Annotated in this window: 13 protein-coding genes; 10 read left to right on the top strand and 3 right to left on the bottom strand. The window is 51.4% G+C overall.

The genetic code is table 11. From position 1 onward, the window contains the following. Positions 1-231 precede the first annotated feature (231 nt). The 6 genes from rny (at position 232) to ACE99V_RS00950 (ending at position 6,962) form a co-directional block, all read left to right on the top strand. Complete coding sequence (gene rny / locus ACE99V_RS00975) at positions 232-1,785, top strand: ribonuclease Y (RefSeq protein ID WP_400489090.1); 1,554 nt, start codon at positions 232-234, stop codon at positions 1,783-1,785. A 138-nt stretch (positions 1,786-1,923) separates the two neighbouring features. Then, positions 1,924-2,718 carry a TIGR00282 family metallophosphoesterase gene (locus ACE99V_RS00970; protein ID WP_400489089.1) on the top strand — a complete coding sequence of 265 codons (795 nt, stop codon included), beginning with the start codon at positions 1,924-1,926 and terminating at the stop codon, positions 2,716-2,718. A 117-nt stretch (positions 2,719-2,835) separates the two neighbouring features. After that, positions 2,836-3,096 (top strand): stage V sporulation protein SpoVS, encoded by a 261-nt coding sequence (gene spoVS, locus ACE99V_RS00965; protein WP_003385776.1) that lies wholly within the window; start codon positions 2,836-2,838, stop codon positions 3,094-3,096. A 70-nt stretch (positions 3,097-3,166) separates the two neighbouring features. Then, complete coding sequence (locus ACE99V_RS00960) at positions 3,167-4,150, top strand: dipeptidase (protein ID WP_491624834.1); 984 nt, start codon at positions 3,167-3,169, stop codon at positions 4,148-4,150. A gap of 195 nt (positions 4,151-4,345) precedes the next feature. Next, positions 4,346-6,124, top strand: coding sequence for a 2-oxoacid:acceptor oxidoreductase subunit alpha (locus ACE99V_RS00955; RefSeq protein ID WP_400489087.1), 1,779 nt, complete (start codon positions 4,346-4,348; stop codon positions 6,122-6,124). Next, the gene (locus tag ACE99V_RS00950) at positions 6,096-6,962 is read left to right on the top strand and encodes a 2-oxoacid:ferredoxin oxidoreductase subunit beta (RefSeq protein WP_400489086.1); all 867 of its coding nucleotides are present in this window, start codon (positions 6,096-6,098) and stop codon (positions 6,960-6,962) included. The genes ACE99V_RS00955 and ACE99V_RS00950 overlap by 29 nt, the downstream gene beginning before the upstream one ends. A 101-nt stretch (positions 6,963-7,063) precedes the next feature. On the opposite strand, the gene ACE99V_RS00945 is transcribed toward ACE99V_RS00950, so the two are convergent. Next, positions 7,064-8,101: a YkvI family membrane protein gene (locus ACE99V_RS00945; protein ID WP_400489085.1), complete on the bottom strand. Its 1,038-nt coding sequence runs from the start codon at positions 8,099-8,101 to the stop codon at positions 7,064-7,066. Between the two features lie 53 nt (positions 8,102-8,154). On the opposite strand from ACE99V_RS00945, the gene ACE99V_RS00940 reads away from it, so the two are divergent. The 3 genes from ACE99V_RS00940 (at position 8,155) to ACE99V_RS00930 (ending at position 10,704) form a co-directional block, all read left to right on the top strand. Beyond that, on the top strand, positions 8,155-8,901 hold the full coding sequence (locus ACE99V_RS00940; RefSeq protein WP_400489084.1) for an MBL fold metallo-hydrolase: 747 nt from the start codon (positions 8,155-8,157) through the stop codon (positions 8,899-8,901). Between the two features lie 19 nt (positions 8,902-8,920). Next, positions 8,921-9,478 (top strand): tRNA 5-(aminomethyl)-2-thiouridylate-methyltransferase MnmM, encoded by a 558-nt coding sequence (gene mnmM, locus ACE99V_RS00935; RefSeq protein WP_400489083.1) that lies wholly within the window; start codon positions 8,921-8,923, stop codon positions 9,476-9,478. Positions 9,479-9,642: 164 nt separating this feature from the next. Then, complete coding sequence (locus ACE99V_RS00930) at positions 9,643-10,704, top strand: YheC/YheD family endospore coat-associated protein (protein ID WP_400489082.1); 1,062 nt, start codon at positions 9,643-9,645, stop codon at positions 10,702-10,704. 19 nt (positions 10,705-10,723) lie between these two features. Here ACE99V_RS00930 and cbpB read toward each other — a convergent pair whose 3' ends face one another. Continuing rightward, on the bottom strand, positions 10,724-11,158 hold the full coding sequence (gene cbpB, locus ACE99V_RS00925; protein ID WP_400489081.1) for a cyclic-di-AMP-binding protein CbpB: 435 nt from the start codon (positions 11,156-11,158) through the stop codon (positions 10,724-10,726). A 276-nt stretch (positions 11,159-11,434) separates the two neighbouring features. Between cbpB and ACE99V_RS00920 the strand changes: the two genes are divergently transcribed. Continuing rightward, on the top strand, positions 11,435-12,136 hold the full coding sequence (locus ACE99V_RS00920; protein ID WP_400489080.1) for a hypothetical protein: 702 nt from the start codon (positions 11,435-11,437) through the stop codon (positions 12,134-12,136). Positions 12,137-12,138: 2 nt separating this feature from the next. Here ACE99V_RS00920 and ACE99V_RS00915 read toward each other — a convergent pair whose 3' ends face one another. Continuing rightward, the gene (locus tag ACE99V_RS00915) at positions 12,139-13,284 is read right to left on the bottom strand and encodes an acyltransferase (protein WP_400489079.1); all 1,146 of its coding nucleotides are present in this window, start codon (positions 13,282-13,284) and stop codon (positions 12,139-12,141) included. Positions 13,285-13,562 lie beyond the last annotated feature (278 nt).

The following is a 13,562-nucleotide window of genomic DNA, read 5'->3' as shown; positions in this document are numbered from 1 at the left end:
TATTTACTTGGTGTTTCATGCCTTTTCGCTAATTCTTTCGCTTGTATGCAATGGAAAAACTGAACATCCGTAGCGCTTTGTACGGATTCAGCGGACCGAGTAGCATCGGTCTTGTTTTTTAGGTTCCTTTGTATAGGCTGCATCATGAACATGCAAATGTGACAACCATGGAAAATGAATGCTTGGAAAGCGGGGAGATGTCTCACAATAAGGAGGTGAAAAGAAAATACGATGAGTGCCATTTTGTTACATCCAATCGTGATTATTTTGTTGCTCGCCATGCTCGGAGTCGGATTCGGCATCGGCTACCTGATTCGCAAATCCATTGCGGAAGCGAAAATCTCCAGTGCGGAGGAAGCCGCCAAGCAGATCGTGGAGGAAGCGAAACGGGATGCCGAAGCAGTGAAGAAGGAAAAGGTGCTGGAAGCGAAGGACGAGGTGTTCAAGCTTCGATCTGAAGCGGAAAATGAGCTGCGCGAACGCCGCAACGAAATTCAGCGCCAGGAGCGTCGTCTGCTGCAAAAGGAGGAGTCGCTCGATCGCAAGCTGGAGCAGCTGGAGCGCAGGGAAGAAGAACTTGTCGAGCGTGACAAGAACGTTGCGGAACTCCAAAGCAAGGCAGAGCAATTATATAAAGCGCAAGTGGCAGAATTGGAACGCATTTCCGGTTTGACCCAGGAGGAAGCGAAGAACATCATTCTGACCAACGTCGAGAATACCGTTCGCCACGAGATGGCGGTCATGATCAAGGAGATTGAAACGCAGGCAAAAGAGGAAGCAGACAAGCGCGCCCGTGAAATCATCACGACGGCGATCCAACGCTGCGCTGCTGATCATGTTGCCGAAACGACCGTCTCGGTTGTGACGCTGCCAAACGACGAGATGAAGGGGCGGATTATCGGTCGAGAAGGGCGCAATATTCGCGCACTGGAGACATTGACCGGTATTGACCTGATTATCGACGACACGCCGGAAGCGGTGATTCTTTCCGGCTTCGATCCGATTCGCCGTGAAATTGCGAAAACCGCCTTGGACAAGCTCGTTGCCGATGGCCGGATCCATCCGGCCCGCATCGAGGAGATGGTGGACAAGGCTCGTCGCGAAGTGGATGAGCGCATCCGTGAATACGGTGAACAAGCTACGTTCGAAACGGACGTTCATGGGCTGCATCCTGATTTGATCAAAATTTTGGGCCGATTGCGCTATCGAACCAGCTACGGTCAAAACGTGCTGAAACACTCGATGGAAGTAGCTCATCTCGCCGGCCTGATGGCGGCTGAGATGAAGGAAGACGTGAAACTGGCGAAACGGGCCGGTCTTCTCCACGACATCGGTAAGGCCATTGACCACGAAGTGGAAGGTTCCCACGTGGAAATCGGTGTGGAATTAGCGAAGAAGTACAATGAGCACCCTGTTGTGATCAACAGTATTGCTTCCCACCACGGGGATACGGAGCCAACCTCCGTGATCGCCATGCTGGTTGGGGCCGCAGATGCATTGTCTGCAGCGCGTCCGGGGGCTCGCCGTGAAACGCTGGAAACCTATATCAAGCGTTTGGAAAAGCTGGAAGAGATTTCAGAGGCGTTTGATGGAGTTGAAAAATCGTACGCGATTCAGGCAGGCCGCGAGATTCGCGTCATGGTTCAGCCTGAAAAAATTGACGATGCGGAAGCGGTTCGTCTGGCAAGGGAAATTACCAAGCGAATTGAAAACGAACTTGACTATCCGGGACATATCAAAGTCACCGTCATCCGCGAAACGCGGGCGGTCGAGTACGCAAAGTAAAGTGGCGCAAGCGCCACTTTCTTTTTTGACTAATCATCAGATACAGCCCCTTGGTAAGAGTTCGGGGCCCCGCCCGGCACAGCGTTAGCTATCGCCGGGTGGGTATTTTAGGTATACTAGGAGTGGGGTGATTCTGCAATGAAGCTGTTGTTTATCGGAGACATCATGGGGGCGCCGGGCCGCGAGATCGTAAAGGAATACCTTCCGCTTCTGAAGCGAAAATTTCAACCTGCATTTATCGTCGCAAACGGGGAAAATTCCGCGCACGGCCGAGGGATCACAGAAAAGATTGCCAAAGAGCTGTTCGATGCGGGCGTCCATGCCATCACATTGGGCAATCACGCCTGGGACAATAAAGAAATCTTTGATTATATCGACAGTGAACCGCGCCTGATCCGTCCCGCCAACTTTCCCGAAGGGGCGCCAGGGAAGGGCATTACATACATCAAACAGCCGGAAGGGGAACTGGCTGTGATCAATCTGCAGGGCCGCGCCTTTTTGCCGCCGCTTGACTGCCCGTTCAACGTGGCTGACCGCTTGGTAGAACAGGCGCGAAAGCGAACAAAACTGATCTTTGTGGACTTTCATGCCGAGGCGACCTCGGAGAAGCAAGCTCTGGCGTGGTACCTCGATGGTCGGATCAGCGCACTGGTGGGGACGCACACGCACGTCCAAACAGGAGACGAACGATTGCTGGCGCAAGGGACCGGCTATTTAAGCGATGTCGGCATGTGCGGACCGATGGACGGCATTCTCGGGATGGAAAGGGAAGCGGTCATCAAGAAGTTTTTGACCCAGCTGCCCGTCCGCTTTGAAGTGGCGACAGGTCCTGCCCAGTTAAACGCTGTCCTGATTACGCTGGATAAGAATACAGGTCAGACAAGGAAGCTGGAGAGAATCAGAATTGACGCCAACCACCCGTTTATGGAATAATATGAATGAGATTTGAATTTTTCGAATCTTTCCTGTGTGAATGCAGGAATTTTTAGGGGTTATGCGAATATCATTCTAATGATAACAGTAATCCTATCAGACGGGAGGTTCAAAAGGATGGAAGTATTAAAAGTTTCAGCAAAGTCTAACCCCAACTCCGTTGCTGGTGCCCTTGCAGGCGTACTTCGCGAACGCGGTGCCGCCGAAATTCAAGCCATTGGCGCTGGGGCACTTAACCAAGCTGTGAAGGCCGTAGCGATCGCACGAGGGTTCGTAGCGCCTAGTGGAGTTGACCTCATCTGCATTCCAGCCTTTACCGATATCGTGATTGATGGAGAAGAGCGGACAGCGATAAAATTGATTGTGGAACCGAGATAAGCGTGCTTCTCGAAGACTGCTTGACCTGCCTGTTTGTTCGTAGAATGAACAGGTTTTTTTCGTGTGCAAAATGGCTTGTACAGCCAGATTAAAGGAAAAAAGGATGAGTGAGATGATCAGAGTATTTGATGCGCACTGCGATGCACTGTCTAAATTATGGGAGGAGCGCGACCTCGATTTTTACCGGGAAAATGAACGGCTCCAGGTCAGTTTTCCCGAAATGGAGAAGGGGAATGTCTCCATACAGGTGCTGGCTTGCTACGTTCCATCCACCATACCATTCGGACGGCGCTACCATGCCGTGCTAGAGATGCTCGATCTCTTCTATGAAAAGGTGGCGGGTGAAAAACTGCTCCCGATTCAGTCCCGAAACGATTTGGAACAATGCGTATTAAAGAATCGGAAAGGGGCTATTCTGTTTGTAGAAGGCGCGCACGCTCTCGAAGAAAGCCTCGTTCAGCTTCGCACCTGGCATCGTCTCGGTGTCAGGGGGATGACACTAACATGGAACCACCGTAATGCCGTGGCAGACGGATGCCATGAACCCAACCCGAGCGGCCTGTCCCTGTTTGGACGAAAAGTAGTCGAAGAAATGAATCGATTGGGTATGATCATTGATGTCTCGCACATCGCGGAACCCGGTTTTTGGGATACGCTGGAGTTGTCTGCCGCTCCGGTCATCGCTTCGCACTCCAACGTGAAGCGGCTGTGTGATCATCCGCGCAACCTGACGGACGAGCAGATGAAAGCCCTGTTTGCCAAAGGAGGCGTGATGGGGTTGACGTTCGTCGACTTTTTCGTTACCAGTGAGAAGCGGAAGGTATGGATTGACGACCTGCTGCGACACCTCGATCACGTTTGTTCCCTGGGCGGGGTGGATCATGTAGGCTTTGGCTCCGACTTTGACGGCATTACCGAGACGTTTGGAGATCTCACACGGGCAGGCGACTATTCGGTGCTGGCAGAGGCACTTCTGAAGCATTACAAAGAGGCGGAAGTGAAGAAATTTATGCATGAAAACTGGTTGCGCGTTTTTCAAAACGTGCTACAATAAAAGCAAGAACATTAATGTACCAAGTTCAACGTTTAATCGAGATCAAAACTAATTTCAGTAAAAGCACTTGCAATTTTGCATAGCTAGGACTACAATTGGTACAGTCTCATGCACAATTTTGTCACATCTCATCGAACCCTGTCGGGTAAGGTGGGGACAGCTTTTCTCACAGTCACTGAAGGGGTGGAATTCGTAATGATTAATCAACTTTCTTGGAAAGTTGGAGGACAGCAAGGGGAGGGTATCGAAAGTACCGGCGAAATCTTCTCGATGGCCATGAACCGGATGGGTTATCATCTGTACAGCTATCGTCATTTCTCCTCCCGAATCAAAGGTGGACACACCAACAATAAAATTCGCGTTAGCACGAAACCAATGCGCGCGATTTCCGATGTACTTGATATTCTCGTCGCGTTTGACCAGGAGACCATTGACGTAAACGCTCACGAACTGCGCGAAGGCGGCGTCATTATTGCAGATGCGAAGTTCAATCCGAAGCTTCCGGAAGGCCTGCAGCCGGTTCGCCTGTTTGCTGTACCCCTGACCGAAATTGCGGAAGAGCTGGGTACATCCCTGATGAAAAACATGGTTTCCATCGGCGCCTCCAGTGCCATTCTCGGAATTTCCGTAGAAAGTTATCGAAACATTGTTGAAGATATGTTCCTCCGCAAAGGCGAAAAAGTGGTCGAAAAGAACATGGAAGCCATTCGCCGCGGATTTGATTTTGTAAATGAACAAACAGGTGGACAACTCCCAGAGTTCCAGCTGGAAAAAGCAGAAGGCCAGAAGCAACTGTTCATGATCGGAAACGACGCGATCGCGTTGGGTGCGGTTGCGGCAGGTTGCCGTTTCATGCCGGCGTATCCGATTACGCCAGCATCTGAAATCATGGAATACCTGATTAAAAAGCTGCCGAAGTTCGGCGGTACCGTTATTCAGACGGAAGACGAGATCGCTGCGATCACTATGGCGATCGGCGCCAATTACGGCGGTGTTCGTGCTCTGACTGCGTCCGCAGGTCCTGGTCTTTCCCTGATGATGGAAGCGATCGGCCTTGCCGGTATGACTGAAACCCCTGTAGTGATTGTGGATACTCAGCGTGGCGGTCCATCCACCGGTCTGCCGACCAAACAGGAGCAATCCGACGTAAATGCAATGATCTATGGCACTCACGGGGAAATCCCGAAAGTTGTCATCGCCCCTAGCACAGTGGAAGAGTGCTTCTATGACACAGTGGAAGCGTTTAACATCGCGGAAGAGTACCAACTGCCAGTCATTGTTTTGACGGACCTGACTCTTTCTCTGAATAAGCAAACCGTAACTCCGTTTGACTACAGCAAGGTGGAAATCCGCCGCGGCAAACTGCTCGCCGGTCAAGAATTGCCGGAGAAAGAGCAAAACGACTTGTTCAAGCGTTACGAACTGACAGAAGACGGCGTATCCCCGCGCGTCATTCCAGGTCAAAAGTACGGTCTGCACCATGTAACAGGTGTTGAACACGATCAAACCGGTCGTCCGTCCGAAAACGCCCTGAACCGTAAGCAGCAAATGGATAAGCGTCTGAAGAAGATGGAAGGCGTACTGAAAAACTTCAAAAACCCTGTCCTGTTCGACGCTGCGCATAACGAACCGGACGTGCTGATCGTGGGTATCAACTCCACTGGCGGCACCATCCAGGAAGCAAAACAACGCCTTGAGAATGAGGGCGTTAAAGTAAATCATGCTCAAATTCGTCTGATCCATCCATTCCCGGCTGAAGTTCTCAAGCCGTATGTGGAAAAGGCAAAGCATGTTGTCGTAGTGGAAAACAACGCGACCGGACAAATCAAGGATCTCATCAAGCTGCATGTAGGTCATGCAGAGAAGATTTCCTCTGTGCTGAAATATGACGGTAACCCGTTCTTGCCGAAAGAAATTTATACAGAAGTGAAGGGGCTGATTAAGCATGGCGACTATGAAAGAGTTTCGCAATAATGTAAAGCCAAACTGGTGTCCAGGCTGTGGTGACTTCTCCGTACAGGCGGCGATTCAACGCGCAGCTGCTAACGTCGGCCTCGAACCTGAACAATTGGCAATCGTTTCCGGTATCGGTTGTTCCGGTCGTATCTCCGGATATGTAAACTGCTACGGCTTCCACGGTATTCACGGCCGTGCACTGCCGATCGCGCAGGGGCTGAAAATGGCCAACCGTGAATTGACGGTGATCGCATCCGGCGGCGACGGCGATGGTTTCGCGATCGGGATGGGGCATACCGTCCATGCGATCCGTCGCAACATGGACATCACCTACATCGTGATGGACAACCAAATCTATGGTCTGACCAAAGGTCAAACCTCTCCGCGTTCGGCGACCGGTTTCGTAACCAAGTCTACACCGGCTGGTTCCATTGAGTCCGCTCTGTCTCCGGTTGAGCTGGCTCTGTCCGTGGGCGCAACATTCGTGGCGCAGTCCTTCTCCAGCGACCTGAAAGGTCTGACCGAGCTGATCGAAATGGGGATCAAGCACAAAGGCTTCTCCCTGATCAACGTATTCAGCCCGTGTGTGACCTACAACAAGGTAAACACCTACGACTGGTTCAAGGAAAATATCGTGCCGGTTGACAGCATCGAAGGCTACGATCCGCACGACCGCATCAAGGCAATGTCTTTCTCCATGCAGTACAAAGGCTTGATTACGGGTCTCATCTATCAAAACACCGAACAAAAATCTTATGAGCAAATGGTACCCGGCTTCAAGGAAGAAGGTCTGGCTGGCCAAGACATTCGTCTCAGCGAAGAAGACTTCGCGAAGCTCGTTGCAGAATTCGCATAAGACGTTGGGTAAAAAGAAACCTCTCCCGTTCGGGGGAGGTTTCTCTTTCTATAATCGGTGCGTCCCCCACCAGGCGAAGCGGTAGCGATTGCCGGGTGGGTTTAAACTGTACGGTTTCGCAACTGACGGTACAGGAGCATGAACAGGAACAATACGACAAACTGCCCGAACAGCGGATACAACAGGCGAAGAAGGGAGCCGAAGCCGACGAAGCTGATCAGATAACAAACGGATAAAATGCCGCAGAGGATAACGGGAGGGCGAAAGCGCGTGAGCTGTTTCAACTGTTCCGCCAATCCGAATACATTTGCTACCAGGGTGGAAAAGATTTCTCCGTAGACGAGCAAGGCAAACAGCGTGGGAATGCCTATTCCCAAACCGTGCAGCAGGGAGATCATCGGCATTTCCGCTTCCAGTATTTCCGGCATGCGCGTTGACAGGGAACAGTACGCAAGGAAGAGGAGCAAACCAATCCCGGCCCCTCCCAGCAATCCGCCCCAGATCAAGGGCCGTTCGCTGCGACTTTGTCTGCCGATGGGAACCAGAACAGCTTGCGTAAGAGAGACGTTTAAGGCAACATAATAAAGAGGTGAACTCAACCATACCCAAGGGCGTACGGTTTCCACGACAACCTCGCCGGTCTCCCACGACTGCGTATAGAGAAAGACGAGAAAGGTAAACAAGATCAACATTGGAACAAACAGGCCATTGACGGAGTGAATGCCCAAGAGTCCGCGTTTGGCTACCACGAAGATCGCCATCATGCTTAACCAGATGCCAATTTGCGGTGACAGGTGAAACGACTCCATAAAAATGGCTCCCGTGGCCGCCAACATGACGGAGGTCGTCCCGAACAAAACAGTGAGAAGCACCATGTTAAAAACGGTACCCACGGTTTTTCCGAACAGGTAGGTGCTGATATCCTGGTAGGATTCCGCCCGGATCCGGTAGGCGATAATCATGACACGTACCCCTGCCCAGATAAAGAGAAAAGCAGCCAAAAGAATTCCCAGCAATCCCCTTGTTCCGTACTGGACGAAGAATTCCACGATTTCTTTCCCGGAAGCAAAACCGGCACCCACGACAGTTCCTATATACGTAAAGGCAATTTGCAAAATTGGTTTCCATGTCGTTTGCATGTCAAACCTCCTGTCCCACCTTAATCCATCCTATGTGAAGGAGCGGTTCATTTATGCGCGTAACTGTATTGGGTTGCCAGTCCCCGTATCCGGGACCGGGTGGAGCGACGCCCGGTTACCTGGTCGAGACGAAAAACCTTTCCCTGCTGTTGGATTGCGGCAGCGGTGTGATTAGCCAACTGGGAAAATACCGTCCGCTTTATCAGCTGGATGCCGTAATCCTGTCCCATTACCATCACGATCATATCGCCGATACAGGTGTGCTGCAGTACGGCATGATGGTGCATCAGTTGTTCGGAGATCGTCCGCAGGATCAACCGCTACCCATTTACGGGCCGAGGGATCCAGAGGTGTCGGAAGGCAACATGAGCTACCGGCAGGCAACCAGCTTTCATCCGATCGACGAAAATACCTCCCTTCGGCTGGGCGACGCAATCCTTACTTTTTTACGGACGGATCATGCCGTACCTTGTTTCGCTGTCAAGATCGAAGCGGATGGCAAAACCTTGGTATACGGCGCAGACAGTGGTCCAAATACGGCGTGGGAAGACTTTGCCGTAAGGGCGGACTTGTTTATCTGCGAGGGCACCTATCTCGATCGAAACAAGCCCAGCCAGCCTAATGGCCACCTCAGCGTGCGGCAAGCTGCGGAAGTGGCAGAGAAATTGCAGTGTCGCTCTCTGATGGTGACGCATCTGTATCATACATACCGATCCGATGAAGTACTGGCGGAAGCCGCCGCATATACCTGTGGTCGTTGCTACGCCGCCGAGATCGGTCTGCAACTGGAACTTTCCTGACAGAAAAGGAGGAAGAGCGTTGTTTCCCAATGTACTGGAAGTAGCAAGACGGCTGATTGCCGAAAGGGTGACAGCGGGAGATCGCGCAATTGATGCGACGATGGGTAACGGTAACGATACCCTGTTTTTGGCCCAACTGGTAGGACGGGAGGGAACCGTCACAGCGTATGACATCCAGCCTCAGGCAATTGAGCGAACGAAAGAACGATTGGAGCGGGAAGGCGTGCTGGAGAGGGTAAGAATCTTCCTGGCGAGCCACGAGGAAATGAGCAAACTTTCGGAGCCGGTAGGGGCGATCATGTTCAATCTCGGGTATCTCCCCGGCGGCAACAAGGACATTACCACCCAAGCGGAGAGTACCCTGCGAGCCATTGAGGCAGGTTTGTCACTGCTGCGCCCGGGAGGCATCATGACCATCATGATCTACTGGGGACATCCTGCCGGTCAGGTGGAAAAGGATGCCGTGGAACAGTATTGTCGGCAGTTGAATCAATCCGAGTACCTCGTGCTGAAGTATCAGTATTTGAATCAACAAAACCAGGCACCGTTTCTGTTGGCCGTTGAGCGCCGTTCCTAGCTGGAACGGCGCTTTTTTGGGGACCCATCCAAAAATAGGCACGCTCTTCCTGCTGATCCCTCATACCCTAACAAGAGAATTTGTTGCAAGCATCCTCCGCGTGACGGAACTGGCTTGCATGGGAGAAAACCGGCGCAGATGCGCCAGCCAGATGGGGGATATACGTGAACAGAGTTGGCATCATGTTAGACTGGTCCATTATGGAAAGTGCCATTCAGGGCAACAAAACGTATGAACACTTGCCTTATTATGTGGAGATAGGCAGCCAACTGGGGCTGGAACCCGTCTTTTTTCACCCGCGGCACGTCAATGTGCAGGCCCAAACTGTAAAAGGATACTTTTGGAACGGAAAAGGGCTAACGCCTCGCGTGACACGGCTCCCCCGCGTGATTCACAACCGGGTGCTGACGGGAGACGCGGCAAGCAGAAGAGTAATCCAGTTTCTGAGCCGGACACGAAAGGTGTTCAATGGTCTGGTTGTGAGGGACAAAGGCAGAGTGCATCACATGTTGTGGAAAAATCCGGAGATACGGAGATACCTGCCTCACACCGTTCCGTACACGCGTGCAAATCTTCTGCAATTTTTGGACCGATACCGCATCGTCTATGTAAAGCCTTCCATAGGCTCTGTGGGGATCGGTGTCGTCCGAATCGAGCGGCAGGGTGACCGATTCCTCTCTGTCGCATCCAAGCATCGGCATTTATTGACAAAGCGGGATCTAATCGGAGAAATCGCCCGCTGGGTGGGAAAGAGAAGGTTTCTCATCCAGCAAGGAGTGCCGTTGGCTCTGTATGAAGGCAGGACGTTCGACATTCGCGTGTCGGTTCAGAAGAACGCGGAGCGACAGTGGACCGTATCCGGCATGGTGGCAAAAGTGGCAAACCAGAAGAACAAGCTGAGTAATCTTTCTCGCGGCGGGAGTGCCGTTCCAATCGCGCAGGCGCTTGCTCCGTCGTTTTCTCAGGAGGAGCACCAGCGAGTCCTGGATGAAATCAGTCAGGCAGCAATTGCCATCGCCAAACAGTACGGGAGTCACTTTCCATCCCTTGCCGATCTGGGGATGGATATGGGCGTGGATCTGCAGGGGAATCCCTATCTGATCGAGGTAAACGTGAGGGATCAACGTTATTCATTTTACAAAGCAGGCGAAATCAACATGTTCGAGCGAACGTACCGCCATCCGATGGAGTATGCAAAGAGCTTGATGGAACAAAAAATCACCTGAGGGATCAGGTGATTTTTCTTTAGGTCAGCTGGCGGAAGTGGCGGTACACCAAAGCCAGTATTGCTTTTCGTGTCAGGATCCCCTGGAAAATCCCCTGATCGTCCTCGATGCAGACAAATGGGTGGTTGATCGAGAGCTCGAGCGCTTTCAAAAAATCGTCGGACTCCTTCATTCGGGGGATATTGGTGTTCATCACATGGTCGACCGTATGCTGGTGCAAGTTTTCATACTCGAAGCGTTCCATTCCCAAAATCTTTTCCAAAATCATGGTTGTGCTGATTTGACCGTGCAGCCGGTACGAGCTGTCCAGTACCGGAATGGCGGAATAGCCGGATTTGATCAGAACAAGCAGAGCGTGTTCCAGCGAATTGCCCAATTGCACGTGAGCGACTTTGGTTGAGGCAATGACCAGGTCTTTGATTTTTGTGTTGAGAAACCGCGCATCCTGATTCAAACAAAGTCCACCACCTTTCCACTCAAATCGATTCTGTTTGAAGCGTACCCTTCTATGATACCGTATGTAGAGTGAGATCGGTAGCCGTACGAGAAAAATGCCTAGCTTGTCGCTAGGCAAAGTATCGAGGTGTGGAACCCATCGTTCCTAGGACTAGTATGCAGGAAATCCCTGTGCAAATACATTAGGAGATTGCAGGAAAGAAGGCGTAACCTTTAGACTGTTTCAAACGTCTTAAAGCAAGATGGAAATTCCTTTTTTTGGAGATGATACGCCATGCTAAAACAGACGTGGAGTTTTCTCTTTATCCTGGTTCTATTTGCAGCAGGGATGGGATCGCTTTTTTGGCAGCAAGTGGAACCGTTGACAGAGGCGTACGCGAGGGAAGAATCGGATGATGATTTCGGTAAGCTGATTGTGCCGGACTGGTTGGCAGATGATTTGCGTGAACGTTTTCCCGAACCCGCCAGATCGATGGTCAGGAAAGAGTTGATCACCGCCGTTCAGATAAACATGGCGCCAAAAACGCCGGAGACCAACCCGGAGCCGGAGATTGCCGCGTACATTTCGTTGGATCGTCTCAACGGAGTATTTGTATTGTACGCGAAACAAAACGGTGCGTACCAGCCTGTCTATACAAAAATGGAGCCGGTTTACGGCCTGCAGGTGATCGGCAAGGGTGAATTTCTGGTGCTGACCAGCGGATTCGGCGGAACCGGCATACAAGACAACAAACTGTACGTCATCCATTGGACGCCTCAGGGCTACGCCGAAGCGTGGAGCGGCGTGGCCCACAGCCATAGGGCACAAGAGACGGTTGACCTCGTCGATGGAAACGTACAGTTTGATTTGAGCAACAACCAAATGGTCTATTTTCGACTGGAGCGCACGCTGGATGCTACCGGAGTGACACTGATGGAAAGAAGCTCATACGAACTGCTCCGGTACAGCGAGGAAACGATGCGTTTTGAAAAATAGCGTTAGGCACTGTGTGTCTTTATGACCAGATTACGGCGCTTCTGCGGTTTCGGGCGTCCACCCCGTGTCCAGTAGGAGAGGAAGGTGTGTTCGTACAGAAAAATACAAAGCGGCGGTGTGATCACAAACATGACTGCAATCAAAACGGGCGTCGACCAGTTCAATCGAAAAATGACATGACTTTCCAGTAAAAACAGGATGAACGGGTGAACCAGATAGATCGCCATATTGTGTTTCGCCAGCTTCGAGAGCCAGCCGCTCAGTACGGGGATGTTGCCGAGAAACGAGGACACCGGGTAGAACGCTGCCAGGAAGCTCGTAGTATAGACGAAGTATAGCGGATGAAAGATGTTCAGGCTGTCCTCATACGTTGCATCGCCGCTTAGGTATCGTGCGGCAATCCACACGGCAAAAATCGTTGTCAAAAGGGAAAACGGCACCCGCAAACGATTCACCCATGTCCGCCAGTTTTCCACGTACAGACCGGCGTAAGCGCCGAGAGAAAAATGAAACAGATACATATAGGCGTAATTTTGCCCATAAATGTAGCTGTGTTGAGCCAATTCCAGAAGCGGATGAGACGTCCAGTCGATCCCAAAGACGAGCGGATCGACAAACAGATAGTGATAGACAAGGTACACACCGATCTGCAAAAAGAACAGAAAAGTGAGGAGCGGGAAGGTTAGATACCGCTCAAACAGCCGCTTGCACAGGAGAAACAGCAGATTCAATTGCAGGTACAGCGGAATGTAATAGAGATGATAGAACGAACTGCCTGTCAGCAGGCTGTCCAAAAACTGCGGAACCAGGACGGTCGGGTCCAGAGACTGCAGTTTGCAAACCGTATAGATGGCGGTCCAGATCACATAAGGCAGAACGATGACCTTCCAGCGTTTTCGCCAGAAGGCTGCCCAGTCCATGTCCTTGTGCTTGTACCAGTAAAACAGCAGCATGCCTGTAGCAAAAATAAAAAGGGAACGACCAAACCTGAACAAGATAATGCCAAGAGCCTCAATGTCGTCATTCCAGGGATATTCTGCCTGAGCCTCGATGAAAAAGCCGAGGATGTGAATCAGCAAGACAGAACATGCGCCAAAGACAAAAAGGGCATTCAGATCCTGAAATGACCCCTTTCGATTGGTATTCATAGTTCCTCCTGATGTTCTCTCCATAGCGCCCTGATTGCTTGGGGCGCTTTTTTGGTGTATGAGAATGAATAAAATTGGACATTCAATACAGCCACTAGGAAAGGGTTCGGGGCCCCGCCCGGCGCAGCGCTAGCTAGTTACTCCTGAAAAAATCGTTTTTTGGCAGAAGCATCTCATTGTGGTGAATCTCAGGGGGCTACCGTGTAACTGTATCCGTTAATCGTTGCTTATTTGGCCATTTGGGCTGCTCTTCTGAGGTTATGAGCCCAGATTCCGAA

Source organism: Brevibacillus soli (assembly GCF_044759095.2).
GTDB lineage: Bacteria > Bacillota > Bacilli > Brevibacillales > Brevibacillaceae > JBIYSM02.
The sequence above is the reverse complement of the archived record's forward strand: the minus strand, read 5'-3'. Positions and strand labels throughout refer to the sequence as shown.

What these genes read in the sequence shown, in the direction of transcription:
- ACE99V_RS00940 (WP_400489084.1), top strand. Translation starts at nt 8,155, where the DNA reads ATGCGCGTAACTGTATTGGGTTGCCAGTCCCCGTATCCGGGACCGGGT.
- ACE99V_RS00920 (WP_400489080.1), top strand. Translation starts at nt 11,435, where the DNA reads ATGCTAAAACAGACGTGGAGTTTTCTCTTTATCCTGGTTCTATTTGCA.
- rny (WP_400489090.1), top strand. Translation starts at nt 232, where the DNA reads ATGAGTGCCATTTTGTTACATCCAATCGTGATTATTTTGTTGCTCGCC.
- ACE99V_RS00915 (WP_400489079.1), bottom strand. Translation starts at nt 13,284, where the DNA reads ATGAATACCAATCGAAAGGGGTCATTTCAGGATCTGAATGCCCTTTTT.
- ACE99V_RS00970 (WP_400489089.1), top strand. Translation starts at nt 1,924, where the DNA reads ATGAAGCTGTTGTTTATCGGAGACATCATGGGGGCGCCGGGCCGCGAG.
- ACE99V_RS00955 (WP_400489087.1), top strand. Translation starts at nt 4,346, where the DNA reads ATGATTAATCAACTTTCTTGGAAAGTTGGAGGACAGCAAGGGGAGGGT.
- ACE99V_RS00960 (WP_491624834.1), top strand. Translation starts at nt 3,167, where the DNA reads ATGGCTTGTACAGCCAGATTAAAGGAAAAAAGGATGAGTGAGATGATC.
- spoVS (WP_003385776.1), top strand. Translation starts at nt 2,836, where the DNA reads ATGGAAGTATTAAAAGTTTCAGCAAAGTCTAACCCCAACTCCGTTGCT.
- ACE99V_RS00945 (WP_400489085.1), bottom strand. Translation starts at nt 8,101, where the DNA reads ATGCAAACGACATGGAAACCAATTTTGCAAATTGCCTTTACGTATATA.
- ACE99V_RS00950 (WP_400489086.1), top strand. Translation starts at nt 6,096, where the DNA reads ATGGCGACTATGAAAGAGTTTCGCAATAATGTAAAGCCAAACTGGTGT.